This is a genomic window from Bacillus luti (assembly GCF_009739945.1).
GTDB classification, from domain to species: Bacteria; Bacillota; Bacilli; order Bacillales; family Bacillaceae_G; genus Bacillus_A; species Bacillus_A luti.
In genome coordinates, this window is sequence record NZ_CP040336.1 from 3,231,049 (window position 1) to 3,250,300 (window position 19,252).

General features: G+C 34.5%; 18 protein-coding genes. 4 read left to right on the forward strand and 14 right to left on the reverse strand.

From position 1 onward, the window contains the following. Nucleotides 1-83: 83 nt before the first annotated feature. Nucleotides 84-755, reverse strand: coding sequence for an O-methyltransferase (locus EUC40_RS16490; protein WP_156576019.1), 672 nt, complete (start codon nt 753-755; stop codon nt 84-86). A gap of 147 nt (nt 756-902) precedes the next feature. Next, nucleotides 903-1,622 carry a 3-ketoacyl-ACP reductase gene (locus EUC40_RS16495; RefSeq protein WP_156576020.1) on the reverse strand — a complete coding sequence of 240 codons (720 nt, stop codon included), beginning with the start codon at nt 1,620-1,622 and terminating at the stop codon, nt 903-905. 199 nt (nt 1,623-1,821) lie between these two features. On the opposite strand from EUC40_RS16495, the gene EUC40_RS16500 reads away from it, so the two are divergent. Continuing rightward, nucleotides 1,822-2,406 carry a DUF3139 domain-containing protein gene (locus tag EUC40_RS16500; RefSeq protein ID WP_156576021.1) on the forward strand — a complete coding sequence of 195 codons (585 nt, stop codon included), beginning with the start codon at nt 1,822-1,824 and terminating at the stop codon, nt 2,404-2,406. A gap of 24 nt (nt 2,407-2,430) precedes the next feature. Here the strand turns inward: EUC40_RS16500 and hitS are convergent, their stop codons facing one another. The 3 genes from hitS to EUC40_RS16515 all read right to left on the reverse strand — a co-directional run bounded on the left by hitS (nt 2,431) and on the right by EUC40_RS16515 (nt 6,027). Further along, entirely contained in the window at nt 2,431-3,504 is a 1,074-nt protein-coding gene (gene hitS / locus EUC40_RS16505) for an envelope stress sensor histidine kinase HitS (RefSeq protein ID WP_156576022.1), read from the reverse strand. Further along, a complete protein-coding gene (gene hitR, locus EUC40_RS16510) occupies nt 3,501-4,178 on the reverse strand; it encodes an envelope stress response regulator transcription factor HitR (RefSeq protein ID WP_217284141.1) in 678 nt (225 codons plus the stop codon). Before hitR ends, hitS begins: the two co-directional genes overlap by 4 nt. 88 nt (nt 4,179-4,266) lie before the next feature. Further along, entirely contained in the window at nt 4,267-6,027 is a 1,761-nt protein-coding gene (locus EUC40_RS16515; RefSeq protein ID WP_156576024.1) for an ABC transporter ATP-binding protein, read from the reverse strand. Nucleotides 6,028-6,266: 239 nt separating this feature from the next. Between EUC40_RS16515 and EUC40_RS16520 the strand changes: the two genes are divergently transcribed. Further along, entirely contained in the window at nt 6,267-7,031 is a 765-nt protein-coding gene (locus EUC40_RS16520) for an alpha/beta fold hydrolase (RefSeq protein WP_001194288.1), read from the forward strand. Between the two features lie 98 nt (nt 7,032-7,129). Here the strand turns inward: EUC40_RS16520 and entFM are convergent, their stop codons facing one another. Next, nucleotides 7,130-8,428, reverse strand: a complete 1,299-nt coding sequence (gene entFM / locus EUC40_RS16525; RefSeq protein WP_156576025.1) for an enterotoxin EntFM — start codon at nt 8,426-8,428, stop codon at nt 7,130-7,132. A 626-nt stretch (nt 8,429-9,054) separates the two neighbouring features. On the opposite strand from entFM, the gene EUC40_RS16530 reads away from it, so the two are divergent. Further along, complete coding sequence (locus tag EUC40_RS16530) at nt 9,055-9,246, forward strand: DNA mismatch repair protein MutT (protein WP_079999558.1); 192 nt, start codon at nt 9,055-9,057, stop codon at nt 9,244-9,246. Between the two features lie 46 nt (nt 9,247-9,292). Here the strand turns inward: EUC40_RS16530 and EUC40_RS16535 are convergent, their stop codons facing one another. After that, nucleotides 9,293-9,895: a nitroreductase family protein gene (locus tag EUC40_RS16535; RefSeq protein ID WP_098662520.1), complete on the reverse strand. Its 603-nt coding sequence runs from the start codon at nt 9,893-9,895 to the stop codon at nt 9,293-9,295. Nucleotides 9,896-10,138: 243 nt separating this feature from the next. Further along, complete coding sequence (locus EUC40_RS16540; protein ID WP_156576026.1) at nt 10,139-11,092, reverse strand: D-alanyl-D-alanine carboxypeptidase family protein; 954 nt, start codon at nt 11,090-11,092, stop codon at nt 10,139-10,141. 221 nt (nt 11,093-11,313) lie between these two features. Here EUC40_RS16540 and EUC40_RS16545 point away from each other — a divergent pair, with 221 nt between their 5' ends. Continuing rightward, nucleotides 11,314-12,315: a S66 family peptidase gene (locus EUC40_RS16545; protein ID WP_156576027.1), complete on the forward strand. Its 1,002-nt coding sequence runs from the start codon at nt 11,314-11,316 to the stop codon at nt 12,313-12,315. An 88-nt stretch (nt 12,316-12,403) separates the two neighbouring features. Here the strand turns inward: EUC40_RS16545 and EUC40_RS16550 are convergent, their stop codons facing one another. From EUC40_RS16550 to cydA, 6 genes are all read right to left on the reverse strand, one after another. Next, on the reverse strand, nt 12,404-12,850 hold the full coding sequence (locus EUC40_RS16550) for a DUF6376 family protein (protein WP_000695188.1): 447 nt from the start codon (nt 12,848-12,850) through the stop codon (nt 12,404-12,406). Nucleotides 12,851-12,942: 92 nt separating this feature from the next. Continuing rightward, the gene (locus EUC40_RS16555; protein WP_000461290.1) at nt 12,943-13,164 is read right to left on the reverse strand and encodes a hypothetical protein; all 222 of its coding nucleotides are present in this window, start codon (nt 13,162-13,164) and stop codon (nt 12,943-12,945) included. A gap of 149 nt (nt 13,165-13,313) precedes the next feature. Then, entirely contained in the window at nt 13,314-15,038 is a 1,725-nt protein-coding gene (gene cydC, locus EUC40_RS16560; protein ID WP_156576028.1) for a thiol reductant ABC exporter subunit CydC, read from the reverse strand. Next, nucleotides 15,031-16,755: a thiol reductant ABC exporter subunit CydD gene (cydD, locus tag EUC40_RS16565; RefSeq protein WP_156576029.1), complete on the reverse strand. Its 1,725-nt coding sequence runs from the start codon at nt 16,753-16,755 to the stop codon at nt 15,031-15,033. Before cydD ends, cydC begins: the two co-directional genes overlap by 8 nt. Then, nucleotides 16,755-17,771, reverse strand: coding sequence for a cytochrome d ubiquinol oxidase subunit II (gene cydB / locus EUC40_RS16570; protein WP_000950081.1), 1,017 nt, complete (start codon nt 17,769-17,771; stop codon nt 16,755-16,757). Before cydB ends, cydD begins: the two co-directional genes overlap by 1 nt. Continuing rightward, the gene (gene cydA / locus EUC40_RS16575) at nt 17,758-19,161 is read right to left on the reverse strand and encodes a cytochrome ubiquinol oxidase subunit I (RefSeq protein WP_000448865.1); all 1,404 of its coding nucleotides are present in this window, start codon (nt 19,159-19,161) and stop codon (nt 17,758-17,760) included. Before cydA ends, cydB begins: the two co-directional genes overlap by 14 nt. Nucleotides 19,162-19,252: the final 91 nt, after the last annotated feature.

Consider the following 19,252-nt stretch of genomic DNA (forward strand, 5'->3'; position numbering starts at 1 on the left):
GGAGGTCCACGAGCTAACTGCGTTGTATACGATACATGTTATAATTTTTCAAATATCTTTTTCATTCTATTCATCTCCTTTCGTTATTCATTTACGACTGCTATTACAAATCCATCGTACCCTTTACTTCCGACTGTTTGAAGCGCTGTAGCACTTACACGTGGCTCAGCAGCTATTAGCTCATAGAAACGACGTATCCCTTGTACGCGAGGATCGCTGCTAGTACTGTCAATAACTTCTCCTTCACGTACTACGTTATCTCCAATAATTACGGTGCCAGGGCGTGATAGTTCCAGTGCCCATTCAAAATAAGCAGGATTATTTTGTTTATCAGCATCTATGAAAATAAAATCAAATGGTTCATAATTCTCATTTCCGATTTGCTGTAAAGAATCTAAAGCTAATCCTACTCGTATTTCAATTTTATCAGTCAAATTAGCACGTTCAATATTGCTACGTGCAATTTCAGCATGTTTTTCACTTGCTTCCAATGTTACAATCTGGCCTCCAGATGGCAATGCCCTTGCGAGCCATATCGTACTATATCCACCTAGAGTACCAATCTCTAAAATATTTCGAGCTCCTTGAATTTGTACTAATAATTGTAAAAACTTCCCCTGCATTGGTGATACATCATGCGCTGGTAAATTAGCTGTAGCATTTTCTTGAAGAACTTCTTCTAATGTAGAATCTCTCGGTATTAATACATCACTCATATATTGATCAACAGCCGTCCATTTCTCGATCATACTCATGGAAATACCATCCCCTTCAATTTCTCAATGCTTTTCTACCATTCACTTTTGATTATACCGAAAATTCTGTTTCATACACAAAAATAAAGAAGGGATATCTATCCCTTACAGAATAGATATCCCTTCTTTTAAATATAAATTTAATTCCTATGGATTAGTAGACCAAAGTCCAGCCGATTTAATAAATGTACGTTTATTTAATTTCAGCTGCGCTACGATAAACTCTGCAATATCTTCTGCTTGCATTACTTTATCTGGTTTTCCATCAGTTAACCCTAAATCTACAGCCATATCAGTTGCTACTGTACTTGGAGTTAAAGCTGTTACACGAATGTTATGTTTACGAACTTCCATCGCTAACGATTCTGTTAAACCAAGAACACCAAATTTAGAAGCACTATATGCACTTGTTACAGGTGCACCTTTTTGTCCTGCTGTAGATGAAATATTAATGATATCACCTGATTGTTGTTCAATCATACTTGGTAAAGCTGCACGAGTTGCATAATATACACCCATTAAGTTTACTTGAATAATTTTTTCCCAATCAGCTACGTCTAATTCTAAAAACTTACCAAATTTAGAAATACCGGCGTTATTAATTAAAATATCGATAGATCCTAAACCGTTTTTTAACGTCTCAATTGCAGTAGTCACTTCTTCAAATGAAGATACATCAGCAGTCGCAATAACAGCTTTTACGCCTTCTGCTTCTACTTCTTTCGCTACAGCTTTTAAATTTTCTTCTGAACGAGCTAATAGACCTACATTTACGCCTTCTTTCGCTAATGCGATCGCTACAGCACGACCAATCCCTCTACCTGCTCCTGTAATTAAAGCATTTTTGCCTTGTAATAATTCTGCCAAATATAACACTCCTTAATCGTCTCAGTTGTTTATTATTATATTAAAAGTGTAACTATATTTATGTAAAAAGGCAATGATGCACTTTCATGTGCGTAGGTTACTTATAGGTAACTATGGAAAGTTTTTATTTATAAATCTCATGTTTTTTCCATTATTCATGTAAAATAAAAATAAATCCAGCATAGGAGAGTGTATGTGTATGAAAAGAAAAAAATGGTTCTTATCACTAACTGCAGTCGGACTATGTATCATATTTTTGGCTATGTATTTTATATTTGGTAATCCACTACATTATAAAGTAATAGAAAAAGATACTAGCGACTATCTCCATACTATAAAAGGATATAAGCAAAAAGAAATACAAAGCATAACCGGAAAATATACTCCCCTTTATAATATCGGCTATTATGCAACAGTAGTATATAAAGACGAACCCTATTTTACATACTCTTATACATACGATAATAATAAAATAATACAAGACGAAGGCATTTTAGGAAGACATACTGAGTCATTTGAAAATCTTAATTTAAACTGGTCATTGTTTGACGAGTTAGTAGACGGTATACATAAAAATTTGCAAGAAAAGGGATTAAGTGAAAAGGAAGATTATTCTATACGATCCGTTCAATTCATTGATATAGATGATGATAAAAACGGTGCAGAAGCGTACGTTGACTTTAAGAATGATAAAGAATCTGATTACTCATACCGTATGAATAGCGAAGGAAGAGCTTATCAATATAGTTGCAGTAATGGGGAATGTATTTTTAAAGAAAAATAGTGTTAGAAGATTTTCCTTCTAACACTATTGCTCTTCATATTTAGGAATACACACAATAAATTCCGTACCACTGCCTTCCTCACTCTCGACTTTTATTTCTCCTTGATGAAGGTCGAGTACTTTTTTTACGATGGCTAAACCTAAGCCACTTCCTCCATAAGCACGATTTCGTGAAGAATCCGCTTTATAAAAACGTTCAAAAATATGTTGTTTCTGTTCTTCTGATATACCAATTCCCGAATCACGAATACGAACTTCCACTACTTTCTCATTTTCTTTTAACTGAATTGTAATTGTGCCGCCACTTGGCGTAAATTTAATACTATTATGAATTAAATTAATCCAAACTTGACTCAAACTTTCTTGGTCAGCAATAACACATACTTTTTCTAATTCCAGTTCTAATTCAATTTCTTTATCAGCCCATAGCGGTTCACTATTTAATACAATTTGCTTTAACTGTTGATCTAATCGATAGGTCACTTTTTCTGGTGTATACTCTTCTGATTCTAAAAGAGTTAGCTTCAGTAAATTTTGACTTAGTTTAGATAATCTCGTCGTTTCCGTTTCAATAATGGTAAGATAATGCTTTCTTTTTTCCTCGGAAAGATTATCGTCTTGTAGTGCTCTAGCAAACCCTTTTATAGAAGTTAATGGTGACTGTATTTCATGAGAAACATTCGATACAAATTCTTGTCTCATTTTCTCCATCGCATTCAATTCATCTGTCATATCATTTATACTTTTTACGAGTACACCAATTTCTCCATCATACTTTTCTTCATTTCGTATTTTTACGGAGAAGTCTCCTTTTGCAATTTTTTGTATCGGTTCAATAATAGCCCAAATCATTGCCTCTCGCTTCGGTCTCATTAATACTCCGATCACTATCCAAATAAGGACAATAAATATAAAGCCGACCATATCACTAATTAAAAAAGTAACAAACGGCGATACGTTTATTTCAAGGGCATCTAATATACTAGACGCTACATAAAATGCGATAGACCAAATGATAGTAAGAAAGGAAAAGAGCGCTATTACCGCTCCCGTTACTTTCAACATCTTGAATTTACTCATTCGTTCTCTTTTTCTCATTTACTTACCTCTAAACGATAACCTAGTCCTCTTATCGTTTTAATACTAAACTTTGACTTCTCTTCTTGAAACTTCTCACGTAACCGATTAATATGAACGTCTAATGTGCGTTCATTCCCTTCAAAGTCATATCCCCATACGTCTTCTATTAATTGCTCTCTCGAACAAGTTCTTCCTGCTTTAGATCCTAATGTAAAGAGCAATTCAAATTCTTTTAGCGGTAACGTAACCGTTTGTTTTCCGGTTGTAACTTCGAATGTTTTACGATTTAATAATACATTTCCAACTTGAATCGATTGCGATACTGTAATTTGATAACGTTTCAGTAACGCCTTTACTCTCACTACTAATTCTATCGGGTCAAATGGTTTTACGAGATAATCATCCGTTCCAAGGTGAAAGCCTTTTACTTTTTGAGATGTTTCCCCTTTGGCAGTTAGCATCAAAATTGGGATATCATAGTATTTTCTTAATTCAAAACATACATCAAACCCATCCATATTCGGCATCATAATATCAAGAATAACCATATCAACTTTCACTTCGTCTATTTTCCGAAGAGCATCTAATCCATCAATTGCCTCATATGTTTGAAAACCTTCTCGCTCTAAAAATACAGAAACGAGTTCTCTAATATGCGGATCATCGTCTACTATTAAAATTTTAGGTATCAAAGGAACCATCTCTTTTCTACTTAGCATCTATTATATAATTTTTAAAAATGAATAATCAGTGGCGTACAATCCCCACTGATTATTCATTTTATAATGCGCCCTCTTTAATTTTCAATTGTTGCGTTGCAAACTCACGATACATGTCATGTGTACGTAACAATTCATCGTGCGTACCACTTCCTGTAAGGTTCCCTTTTTCAATAAAGATAATATTATCTGCATCTACAACTGTAGAAAGCCTATGTGCAATAACTAACGTTGTTCTGCCTTTCATTAAGTTATTTAATGCCTTTTGAACGACAGACTCTGATTTACTATCTAAACTTGAAGTTGCCTCATCTAACATAAGAATTTGTGGATTTCGAAGTAATGCTCGGGCAATGGCAATTCGCTGTCTTTGTCCCCCGGAAAGCTTCACACCACGTTCTCCAACTTCTGTTGCATATCCGTTTGGTAAATCATGAATAAATGCATCAACATATGCCATCGCTGCTACTTTTTCAATTTCTTCATCCGTCACTTCACCTTCAACACCGTAACAAATATTATCACGAATCGTTCCATCAATTAACGGACTATCTTGTGAAACATAACCGATTTGACGTCGCCATGATTGCAATGAATAGTTCGTAATCGAATCTTTTCCTAATTTAATGGCACCGCTAGTTGGCTCATAAAAGCGTTCTAATAGTGAGAATAACGTTGTTTTCCCGCTACCACTTGGACCTACAATCGCTGTTACTTTTCCTGATTCAATTGTGAAATCAATATTTTTTAAGACTTGCTCTTCTTCGTTATACTCGAAATGTACATTTTCAAGAATAATTGGTTGTTTAGCATTTGTAACTTTCACACCAGTTTCATGGTCTTCTACTTCATATTCTAAAATCGTATTAATTCTTTCTGTTGCACCAATTGCCTTTTGGAATTGTGTAAAGAACATAGATAATTGACTCATCGGCATTATAATTTGAACTAAATATAAAATAAACGCTACAAGTTCACCTGTTGTTAATGCACCACTAGAAACTCGCATTCCACCATAGCCTACGATGATAACAAGTAATGCCATTAAAACAAACGACATAACTGGTGAAATTAACGCTTGCACTTTTCCTTCTTTTAAACCAAATTGCAATAACTTTTGGATACCTGCATTACCTGTTTCATATTCTCTTTTTTCCGTGTTCGAAGATTTCACTAAACGGATTTCTGATAATACTTGCGTTAACACACTCGTAAAAGAAGCTGTTTCATCTTGAAGTGCTTTTGAAATTTTATACATTTTTCGTCCAAGTGGTACTAAAATTAGTACAGACAACGGAATAACCGTTAAAAGTAAAGCTGTCATTTTCCAATCTAAAACAAATAATACAATTAACGATCCAATTATTGAAATACCGCCAGTTAATAAGTTTGATAAGTGCTCAGAAATTAACGTTTTCACAACACCTGTATCATTTGTCATACGACTAATTGTATCACCTGTTCTATTTTTGTCGTAATAAGATACCGGCAAAATAAGCACCTTTTTCCATAAACGTTCCCTTAACCCCGCAACAATCTTCTGTCCAATATAATTTAATAAATATATAGACAATCCTGCAGCAATGGTTTGCATAATAAAGAATGCGACTAACCCAACAATTTGTCCTGCACTAATTGAAGAAAGCGAAAAATTATCTACTAATCCTTTTGTTAACATCGGAATAAATAAACTCGCTCCTGTAGAAAGTAAACTCATTAATAATGCAAAAATAAGAATCCCTTTCGGAGGATTTGTATCTTGAATAAGGCGTAAAAACTGCCTCCAATTCCCTTTTTTCTGTACTTCATTTCTAACTTCCATTCCTTTTCATCTCCTCGCGCTATACCAAACTGTTCTTTCTAAAATTAGAATACAATACAAATGTAAACTGAATGTAAACACACATTTTCTATTTTTACAAAATATACATGCAAACGCATCTTTACAACAGATATAAATATCTGATATTATTACCTGGTACTTAATATTATTCTATGTGAATTATAGATAACTAGTTAAAATACTATATAAATCTCCAGCTATTGAAAGGAGTATCCTTTTTGCAAACAAATATACATCCCGAAAAGGAAACAATTATTTTTATTCATGGTTTAGTCGGCAATCGTCGTGCTTTCAAAAAAGAGCATAAACGATTTTCCGCCTCTTACAACATTATTACTTATGACTTATTAGGTCACGGCGATGATAAAGGAGAAGCTATCGAATTTTCATTACAGCGTCTCGTTAATCAATTATTGAATTTATACGAAAAAGAAGGCATTCAAAAAGCTCATATTTGTGCTTTAAGCTACGGCTGTTATATCTCTACAATTTTTGCACAAATGCATCCAGAAAAAGTATTAAGCATTTGTCATATTGGTGGACACTATAATAATCCTTCCCTTTTATATAACGTATTTCAAAAATTTTGGGAGAAGCGAGGAGATGAATACTCTAAATGGCTCTCTCAATACGCAAATACTATTTTTCCGAGCGGCATACTAAAAGCGAATCCGTTCGCAGTCATTTCTAGAAATATTTACTACCGTTTCGGATTACAATTACATTCATCAATTATTGCTCAATCATTACGACATCGGTTAGAATTCGATTTAAAGTCTAAATTAAAATCACTTCCCCACCCTATCCTATGGGTAATGGGCGAACATGATCATCTCTATAAATCTTGTCTATTCGATTTAAAATCTATTCTGCCAAACGTTCTATATAAAGAAATACCTTTAGCAGGACATGCAGCAAACTTATTTCGCCCCAACTATTTCCATGACCTATACGATCGATTTTTAAATGGGAAGTTACAGTAAAAACTACTACACTCCCAATGTATTTAACTATAAAAAGGCTTCCCAAGTTTCCCTGGAAAGCCTTTTCTCTATACGAAAAGTATATAAACTACTTTTTCTTAGTATGCTTTTGTGTAACCTAATAGGTGCTTGCTCCAGTAAGAGTTGCTTACTGAACTAATACGTACACCAGTTGCATCAGTTTCTGCACTAATGAACTGACCGTTTCCTAAGTAAACACCCATGTGAGAAGGACCTGATTTATAAGTATTTTGGAAGTATACTAAATCACCTGGTTGTGGATTGCTAGTTTTTGTTTTAGAGCTCCAGTATCCAGCAACTGTTTGACGAGCGCCTTTATGACCAGTTTGATTTAATACGTAGTGAATGAATCCACTGCAGTCAAAACCAGCAGGTGTTGTACCAGCAGTTCTGTATGGTGAACCATTTAAAGATCTAGCGAATCCAGCGATTGAAGATGTATTTCCACCTGTTGTTGGTTTTTGTACGTCTTTACCTGGTTGTTGAACGTTATTTGTAACGTTATTGTTATTGTTATTGTTATTGTTATTTGTAACGTTGTTTACTCCGCCTTTTACAAACTTAACGAAGTCTGCACTTACGTAACCTGTGCGGCCGTTATGGTTAATTTTGTACCAACCATTTTCAGCGCCAGTAACGTTTAATACTGTACCGTTTGTTACGCCACCGATTACAGCGTTGTATGTAGCTGGGCCTGTACGTACTTTTAAAGCACCAGTGTTAACAACATAAGAACCACCAGTTTGAACTGTAGTAGTATTGTTGTTTGTAGTTGGTTGTTGTGTTTGGTTAGATACAGCAGATCCGCCTTTTGTTACGAAGTCTTTGCTTACGTATCCAGTTCCACCATTGAAGTTGATTTTAAACCAATCTTGTACTTCACCTACAACTTGTACTGTTTTACCTTTATTTACAGAACCTAATACTGTATGAGATGTACTTGGGCCTGTACGTACGTTAAGTGAAGAAACGTTTACTGTGTAAGTACCTGTTCCTTGTTGAACAGTAGTTCCTGTTTTGCCACCAGTCGTTACGAAGTCACCACTTACATAACCAGTTTGACCGTTTACATTAACTTTGAACCAACCATTTTCTTGTCCAATTACTTGTAGTACTTGACCTGATTTCACTTTAGAAATAACGTTATGTCCTGTACCAGCACCTGAACGAACATTTAATACATCAGCAGTTACTGTGTATTTTAAATCCGTTTTTGTTTCTACCGTTTTTGTTTCAGTTACAGTCGTTTGAGTTTGTGTTTGTCCATTAATTTCTTTTAGCGCCTCGTTTGAAACTTGTGCATGAGCAGAATCCATACCTGGAACTGCAACACCTGCTACTGAAGCTGCTGCTAAACCTGCAATTACTTTTTTCATAAGTTGTCTTTACTTCCTTTCCCTACTATCCTCTTAAAAAAACTTATAAACTTAATACTTTACAATATTATCAAAGTAAAATATTCATCAAGTTCCATTTTTTAACAAGAGTTTTATTTTTCACACGTAGTTCATTTTAAACGAATGAAGTGAATTCCGTGTGAACTTCATGTGAACTTTACCATTAAACATACTGTTTTTGCAACGTTTTTTTCAAATTTCTTATGTATCTCATTAAAATTCGACATTTCATTTAATATCTTAATATAGAATTTCTATTTTCTATCCACTACAAAAAATTCTAGTAATCTAATACAAAACAAAGTATGTGTTTCCTTATAAAGTTGTTTACATGAAGTGTACTCTTATCATGACAAAAAAGACTTTATTTATCAATAGTATAATATTTTTAGAAAACTAATTCCCTATACTATCTAAAATTTTGAAATAATTTGGCGAATTGTAAGATTTAGTTCACAAAATCCCATTTCTACTTTAACGAAAACACATACCCACCAACTGTTCTCTTTTTCTAACTATGGAATTTTCAGGATAATTCTAGTATTGTATATCTATATAAAATGAAATTTTAGCAGATTGATTTTTTTAATGAGATTCTCATTTGAATACAAAGGGGAGGTGCATTTGTGAAAAACATAATAGATAACCCTATAAATAAAAATATAGAACTGTACTATGCTGTTATTCAATTCGCTTCATTTATAACATTACAAAAATTATCAACTATTGAAACGCTTAAAAACGAATTAAAAAATCAGATGAAAAATGCAGAACAAAAAAATCCTTATTACGTATAAAAAGGTGAACAGGTTATATTCCTGTTCACCTTTTATAATTTCTACATTATTTATAAATTTTCACACGAGTTTCTAATGGTTGGAATTCTTTTTGACCAGCAAGTGCTACTGGTTTACCAAATGGCATTTGTGCAGTTAACTTCCAGTTTTCTGGAATATCCCATTCTTTTCTCACTTCTTCATCAATTAACGGATTATAATGTTGCAATGTAGCACCAAATCCTTCAATTTCTAAAGTTGTCCAAATCGCAAACTGTAACATACCTGAAGATTGCTGAGACCAAATCGGGAAATTTTCTTTATATAATGCAAAGTTTTGTTGAAGTTCTTCCACTACTTGACTATCTTCAAAGAATAAAACCGTTCCATAACCACTTTTAAATGCATTCATTTTTTCTTCAGTAGCTGCAAAGTTATTTTCAGGTACAATTTTTCGTAACGTTTCTTTCGTAATATCCCATAATTTATCATGTTGTTCTCCTAACAAAACAACAACACGAGCACTTTGAGAGTTAAAAGCTGAAGGTGTATGTTTTACAGCATGATAAATCACTTCTTGAATTTTTTCATCAGAAACTACTTGCTCTTTGCTTATTGCGTAAATAGATCTTCTGTCTTCAATTGCTGAGTAAAAATCTTTTGCCATCATAATTCCCTCCAATTTTCATTTGAGGCCATTTCATATGTATACATCATATTACGCCCCTTGAACTTATTATTAATAAGTTCATAACTTTATAATATCAATACTAAGACACAAACTCAAACGATAACACTTACATTTAGCACATTTCCCCTTTTTGCAATTACAATAAAAAGACTGCTTGTTGTTATCTAAAACAGGTAACAACAAGCAGTCTTGCTTATGTAGCGATCTACAACGATATTTTACTTAATTAACTAATCCAAATGCATACGTCATTAACTTATTCGTCTCTGTAAAACGTTTTGTTTTACCTGATGTCCCCATCACGACTGTAATAATTCGAGTATCACCTTGTTTTGCAGTCCCTGTAAAACAATACCCTGCACTATCTGTAAATCCTGTTTTTAGCCCGTCCATTCCTTCTATATGTAAACTTTTATTATTTTCATTTAACATTTCATTTGTATTTGTAACTGTAGTATTATTAAATGCTAGTTGACTTTGTCTTAAATGCGTTACTTCTAATATTTCAGGATAATCTTTTATAAGATTATACGCTAATTTTGCTACATCAGCAGCCGTCATCTTCGTTTCACTTCCATCAGGCTCTTGTAACCCTGAAGCATTTGCAAATTTAGCATATTCCGACATTTCCAACTGTTTCGCTTTCGCATTCATCAGCTGAACAAAATCTTTCTCCGTCTTTGCCATATGCTCCGCTAAAGCCACTGCCGAATTGTTGGCTGACTCAATCATTAGCGCATGATACAAGTCTTTTACAGTTAACGTGTCATTAACTTGTACTGGAATTCTTGCACCCTCTGTTTGTGCCGCTTTCGCACTCATTTTCACAGGATCTTCCCAGCGAACTTTTCCATTATGTACACTCTCTAATAGAAGATATACTGTCATCATCTTAGACATACTAGCTGGCGCAAAAGCCTCATTCTCGTTATTTTGATAAATAACATCTCCATCACTCGCATCAATAACGATAGCTGCTTTCGCATTAATTTCCGGTGGGATATATTTTGGTGGAACTTCCTTATCAGATAGTCCTGTTTTAGGTAATTCAGCTACCTGTAAAGGTTTAGCATCTGCGCTGATCCCACTCTTTTGAGCCCCTTGGAAAAAGAACCAACATATACCCAAAATTACTACTAATAGGATTGCTATTCTTCCCCATTTTAACTGCTTCATTTGAAAACTCCTTTTGTAAACCTTTTATACACTCAAATTTAACCTTAACAACAATTACTTTATATCGTCAAGATAAAAAGTATATTTATTCAGCTGTAGCAATTATTATTTCAATGTATTTTACTTTTCTAACTATGCTACAATTAAAATAACGAAATATAAGAAAATTCAATTATATAAAGAGCCCAAAAAACACTATATAATAGAAAGGATTCAAACAAATGATACTTCCAAAATCATTGAAATACGGAGACACCATTGGTATATACTCGCCCTCTTCACCTATTACCTATACTTCTCCCAAAAGATTTGAACGAGCAAAATCTTACTTACAGCAGAAAGGATTTCGTATATTAGAGGGTTCCCTAACAGGCCGACATGATTACTATCGTTCTGGCAGTATACAGAAGCGTGCTGAGGAACTAAATGACTTGATAAGAAATCCTAACGTCTCTTGCATTATGTCAACAATTGGTGGCATGAATTCTAATTCATTATTACCTTATATTGATTATGACGCTTTTCAAAATAGCCCTAAAATAATGATTGGTTATTCAGACGCAACCGCCTTATTACTAGGCATCTATGCAAAAACCGGAATTCCTACATTTTATGGTCCCGCACTTGTTCCTTCCTTTGGAGAATTTGAACCTTTTGTAGATTATACATATAAATATTTTGCAGAAACGTTACTACACAATCAAACTCTCCCTTATCATATAAAACAACCTTTATTTTGGTCAGATGAATATATAAATTGGGAAGAGAAAACGGCAGAAAAAGAACTGAGACCAAATGATTGGATTTCTGCAACAGATGGATGTGCTACTGGGCGCATTATTGGCGGTAACTTAAATACAATACAAGGAATTTTGGGTAGCCCCTATATGCCTCATATTAAGGAAGGAGATATTCTATTTATTGAAGATAGCTCAAAAGATGCAGCTACTATTGAAAGAAGCTTTTCCTTACTTAAGATTAACGGTGTATTTGATAAAGTTTCAGGTATTATTCTTGGAAAACATGAGCAGTTTGATGATTGCGGTACAAATCGAAAACCTTACGAAATACTATTAGAAGTACTACAAAATCAAAGAATTCCTTTGTTAGCTGACTTTGATTGTTGTCATACCCATCCAATGATCACCATGCCTATCGGTATTAAAATAGAAATGGATGCAACCAATAAGACAATACATATTTTAGAAAAATGGAACGTCTAACAACACTTATATTATAGGAAGAAAATATAATGAGCTTTCCCTTTAGAAAACATTAAAAAGCTCTGTTTATTAAAAACAGAGCTTTTTATTATTGTCCTAAATTTTGTATCTTATCTTTCAAATCCCGCACTTGATCTACCGTCTGCATAAGTTCAGAGTTTTTAAATTGCTCTACATCCATTTTTCCTTCCTCTATCTTTTTCATAGATGTATCAATCAATGCACTTAATTTCTCATTATAGCCCACAATTTGCTCATGAAGATCCTTCGCTACATCTGGTGGTGTTAATTCATTAAAAGCAGGTATATCTTGCTTAATTTCATTCAGCTTCGCTTCCAATTCTTTTCGAGCTTCACCATCATTAATAGCCTTTTCAGCTAAAGCTGGTGCTTCATTTGCAAAAGCACTTACTTCATTGACATAATCTGTTGCTTTTTGAGCATAATCTAATGAACTCTTGCCTTCCTCTACTATCGAACATCCCATTAAACCAATCAAAACTATACATACGAATAAAATAGATTTTATTTTCATTTCAGACTCCTACCTCCTTATAATTCACTGTTCTTTTCGCTTCCCTTCTAAACTTCTAGCTAAATTGCTTATAACCTTTTTCAAATAACTATCTACCCTCTCACATGCCCTATTATCGTTACAACATCTATTTCTATATGTACGCTAATAATATCTTCAATTATGTCCATATACCCTTGTCCTATAGCTGTTCCATAGTGTAATGAAAGTCCCTTCTGTTCGTACACTGACTTTGGCACCGTAAAAATAAATCTCCTCAGATTCCGTTCATCAGCTGGTTCCATAATTAAAACAATTCCATCCTCTTCAAACATATAATCACGCCTTCCAACTATGCTTTCACTATGGCTCAGTATTGCCTTAAACAGATAGGTTTTAAACACTATCTTTAGTGGAACGATTTGGATCTTACAAAAAAACACAAACCTCGAGCTATCAAGAATTTGTGCTTTTCATTCCATGTTTAAATGCCTTTATCAAGTTCATAAAGCTTACGATACTTTTCGTTTTCTTTAAGAAGTTGTTCATGACTGCCTTGCATTACAATTTGACCACGATCAAGGAATATAACTTCGTCTACATGTTCTATTCCTACAAGATGATGGGTAATCCAAATAACCGTCTTTTCTTCCGTTGCAGAAAACATTGTTTCGATTAAAGATAATTCTGTTTTGGGATCTAAACCGATAGTCGGTTCATCAAGTACAATGATTGGTGCTTCCTGCATAAGCGTTCTAGCAAAAGCAACCCTTTGTCTTTCCCCACCAGAAAACCTCTTTCCCATCTCATGCATTTTTGTTTGTAATCCATCTGGAAGAGTAGTAATATGCGCAGCTAATTGTGCTTTCTCTAAAGCTTTCCATATCTCTTCATCAGCCGCATCTGGTTTACCGATTCGTACATTATTTCCAATCGTCGTATCGAACAAATGAGGCTTTTGATTTAATACAGAAATATATTTGGATAAAAGATTTGTATGAGCTTGTTCACCATTCAATAAAACTTGGCCATTCACTGGACTTAACGCCCCTGTTAACAATTTTAATAAAGTAGATTTCCCTGTGCCACTTCTTCCTAAAATAGCAATTTTCTTTCCAGGTTTTATTTGCAATGATACATCTTTTAATACAATCTCACTACTATCTGGATAACTATACGATACGTGATTCAGTTCAATATCTACATGTTTTGGCGGAGTGTAATCTTTATCTCCACGTAAATCCATTTCATCATGTACAACACTATCACTTTCTACGCGATTTAGACGGTGGGTAGATTCTATATACGACGGGATTCGATCAATGGCATCTGCAATAGGAATCAGCGCGTTTGTTACAGATAAAGTCATTAATACAAAAGCCGCAATAACTGTAGGAGCAATCTGTTCACTTGCTGCTTCATTCCCAGTCCATATAATCATTGAAATCACTACAATCCCTACTACTAACTGAATGAGACTGTCTCGAATATGATACCAACGTTTCACTCTCTTTTCCGTTTTTAACAACTGAGCATTTTGCTCTACATACTCATTAATAAATTCATCTTTTCTACCACTTGCCTGCCAATCTGATAATCCAAAAACAGCATCTGTTAATTGTTGATACAAGCGGTTTCTTCCTTGCTTCAAAGTAACATGATGTCGCTTCATTAATAGTAATGATACAAATGGTAGCAGAAAAACGATAATAGCCAACATACACCCTGCAATTAATGCAAACACGACGTCAAACGCTCCGATAACAAGTACGAAGATACTATAAACAACTAGCGCTAATATGCTAGGGAATATTGTACGTAAATACAGGTTTTGCAAATGCTCTATATCTTCGGAGAGCACCCCTAACATATCACCCGTTTGAAATCGCGAACGGAAAAATAACGCCTGTGGTTCAACTATTCTATATAGTTTCGTTCTCATTTTTTCTAATATACGTAGTACGACATCATGTCCGACTAAACGCTCTATATAATGAAACACAGCTTGCCCTATACTAAACGCACGTGTTGCAACAATAGGAACATATACAGCCATTACATTTTCTGGTCTGAGAGCAGATTTAGAGATTAAATAACCTGAAATAAAAAGTAACATCGCACCTGAACTAACTCCCAGAAGCCCAAGGAATATAGTTAAAGTCATTCTACCTTTATTTTGCTTTATATAAGGTTTAACCCAGTTACTCATTTCTCTCCCTCTCTTCCTTATGAAAATGTAATGTCTCATTCTCTAAAAGTTCTTCATACGTCCCACTTTCTTTAATTTCCCCTTTATTTAAAATAAGAATATGATCCATTTGTTTCATCCAATGTAGACGATGGGTTGCTAGAAATACTAATTTTCCATTAAATAGACGTAACATCGCTTGCTTTATTTCAAATTCAGTTTCAATATCAAGATGCGCTGTAGGCTCATCTAATAAAATAATTGGCTTTTTACTTAAAAGTGCACGTGCCATAGCAACACGCTGTTCTTGCCCGCCGCTCAGCATACGTCCACCTTCTCCAATTCTTTCATGCATCCCATTTGGAAGTGATGTAACGAGTGAACGGAGACCGACTTCGTTAATAACTCTTCCCACTTCTTCATCAGTTGTATTTGTTTCATAGAAACAAATGTTATCTTTTAATGAAAGCGGAAAAATATAAGGTTGCTGTGGAATATAAGCAATGTTTTTTTGCCACTCTTCTCGAATGGATCCACTAACTTCCACACCATTAACTAACATCTGTCCACTAGAAGGTGCTAAAAACCCTGCTAGTATGTCGATTAACGTTGATTTCCCTGCCCCACTTTCACCAATAACACCAATAGCCCCGTTACCTTCCCAAGTAAAATCGATTCCTTCTAATATAGCCTTATCAGATTCATCGTTATTTACTTTTATAGCTTGTAACTTTAAGCTACTCGAAGAATCCCATGTAACCTCTACATTTGAATCCTTTATTTCCATTACCTTTTGTTGCTGTAAAATCCCTTCAATTTGCTCCATAGCAAGTTGCCCATCTAAAGTAGCATGATAATTCGCTCCAACTTGCTTAATGGGCAGAAAATATTCCGGAGCTAAAATTAATATGGTAAGAGCAGGCAATAAAAGAATCGTTCCATCTATTAAACGAATCCCTAATCCTACTGCTACAAATGCGATTGATAAACTTGTAAAGAAATCTAATGCAAAAGAAGAAAGAAAAGCAACTCGCAAAGTTCGCATCGTTGCTTTTCTATATCTTTTACTTACTTTTTCAATCTTTCCTTCGTGCTGTTTACTCTTCCCTAAATACTTCAATGTTTCTAATCCTTTTAACGTATCTACAAAGTGATTAGAAAGTACACGATATGTCTCATATTGACTATCCGCCATTTTCTGAGCTGCTAGCCCTAGAAGAATCATAAATATAATCACGATAGGAATCGTTACAACTAAAATGATCCCAGACTCAATATCTAGCGTAAAAACATATAAAACAATTAGGGCTGGAACGATACTACTTCTAATCATTTTAGGAATTGTTAATTCAATATATGTTTTAAATTTCTCAATCCCTTCAATCGATAAGGTAACCAGATGACCTGTTCCGACAGTTTGAACATACCTTGGACCCAATGTGAAATATGCCTCTATTAACTGTTTTCTTAGTAACGCCCCTGTTTTTTCAGCGAAACGTTCCACTAATATTTGTGATGTTCGAACTAATATTTGACGCGCTGCAAACGAGATACCAAAATAAACAATTTCACTTAACACTGTTTGTACTGTCTCTCCATGAAATAAAAACGTAATAGCGCGCGCTAAAAAGATTGTTTGTGCAATAATGCTAAAAGCTTCTAAAATACTAATAATCGTTAACGATACGTATAAAATACGGCTACCGGGATAAGACGGAAGTCCTCTTTTTCTTTTCATTAGTACTCCAAATCGTTGTCTGACTTAACAGGTTGTCTAAATACATAATAACTCCATATTTGACTTCCGATAACGAAAGGTAAAATAGCAATCGCAAAGTAAGTCATAAGTTTTAATGCATAAGCCCCTGATGCTGCATTATAAATCGTCAAATCATTCATCGCTCCTAAAGAGCTAATCATAACACGTGGGAACATACCGATAAATACACTCGCACTTAGTAAAATGATTGTTAAACTTGTCATAAAGAAAGCCCAACCATCTCTTCTTCTTTTATTTAATAAGGTGGATACTAATAGTGCTACAAAAGCTCCGATCGGCACCATAATCCATTCTGTTCCATGGGCAGTAAAAATATCGGTTTTCCATAACCCTATACCAGCAAAAATAAGAAGCGTAATTAATGAAAATGGTGCAATTTTTATTGCAGCAATTCGTGCACGTTCTCTCAATTTACCAGTTGTACGTATTGTAAGGAATTGTAATCCGTGAACAATACATAGTAGAAGGAACATTACTCCTCCAAGTAACGCAAATGGATGAAGTAATTGTAGGAATCCACCTACCATATTTTTACTCTCATCAATAGGTACACCTACCATAAAGTTTGCAATTGCGACTCCCCAAAGGATAGGAGGTAACATACTTCCAATAAACATTCCCCAATCCCATGCATTCTTCCATTTATGATTATCTATTTTCGCACGGAATTTAAAGGAAACACCTCTTAAAATTAAGGCGAGAAGCATAAATACAAACGGAATATAAAAACCACTAAATAAAGTTGCATACCAGTGTGGAAATGCCGCAAACATAGCTCCACCAGCACAAACAAGCCATACTTCATTCGCGTGCCAGAACGGTCCAATTGTATTTAAATACACTCGTTTTTCAAAATCATTTTCCCCTAAAAACCTCGAAACGATTCCTACTCCAAAATCAAAACCTTCCAGTACGAAGAATCCTACAAATAAGATTGCAATAACTAAAAACCATAACTCATTAAGAGATAACATACTCTTCCTCCTTATCAAATGGATCATGGCTTTGATAATCCTTTTTCGTTTTCTTATTCGTATGTCCCTTAATAGTACGGACGAATAAGTACACACAAATTCCACCCATAATTAAATACATTGATGTGAATGAAATAAGTGAGAATAATACTTCACCGAATGTTACATTTGGTGATACAGCATCTTCTGTTTTCATTACACCAAATACTACCCAAGGCTGACGACCCATTTCAGTCATAATCCATCCTACTGTATTACCGATGAACGGAAGAGAAATTGCATACACCATTAATTTTAAATACCATGTTTTTTCAGCTAAACGATCTTTTCTTGATAAGAACCATCCGTAAGCTCCTAGAAGAAGCATAAATGTTCCACTCATAACCATCGCTCTAAAACTCCAAAACATTGTATGAACCGGCGGAATATAATCTCCAGGCCCATATTTTTCTTCATATTGTTTTTGAATTTGATTCATCCCTTCAACTTGACCGCTAAACTTATCGTACGACAATAGACTTAGCATATAAGGGATTTGAATTTCAAACGAATTTTCTTTCTTCTCTGTATCAATTTTCGCAAATACTGTAAATGGTGCTGGATCCTCACTCGTGTTCCATAGTGCTTCAGCTGCTGCCATTTTCATTGGATGTGTCTTAATTAATTGTTGTGCTTGTGCATGACCGAAGAATAATACAAGCGCCGTTGTAATCGTTCCAACAATGATAGAAATGCGGAAAGATTTTTTAAATACTACAGTTTCTTGTCCTTTTGTAATTTTCCATGCACTTACACCTGCAATAAAGAATGCCCCTGTTGCAATTGCCGCTGTAATTGTATGTGGGAATTGTACCCATAGTTGCGGATTTTGAATAATCGCTAAGAAATCATTCATTTGCGCACGCCCATCAGCTGCCATTTCATACCCTGCAGGTGACTGCATAAATGCACTTGCAGTTAAAATCCAAAATGCTGATAACATTGTTCCAATTGAAAGGAGCCAAATACATAATAAGTGAATTCGCTTCGGTAATTTATCCTCACCGAATACCCATAAACCTAGAAATGTAGACTCAATGAAAAATGCCAGCAATCCTTCAATTGCAAGTGATGGACCAAATACATCACCTACGAAACGTGAATATGTTGACCAGTTCATACCAAACTGAAACTCTTGTAAAATACCTGTTACTACCCCTACTGCAAAGTTAATAAGGAATAATTGCGTCCAAAACTTCGCCATCTTCTTATATATTTCTTGCCCTTTTACCACATACAACGTTTGCATTATCGCAATAATAAAAGCTAAACCAATTGACAGTGGAACAAAAAAGTAATGGAAAATCGTTGTTGATGCGAACTGTATTCGTGCCAATTCGAGCGTTTCCATACTAAAATCACTTCCTTCATAGTTTTTATAATAAAAATTAATTGAGCAATCTTAAAAAACTCAATTATTAAGAAATACGAAAAGACAAAAA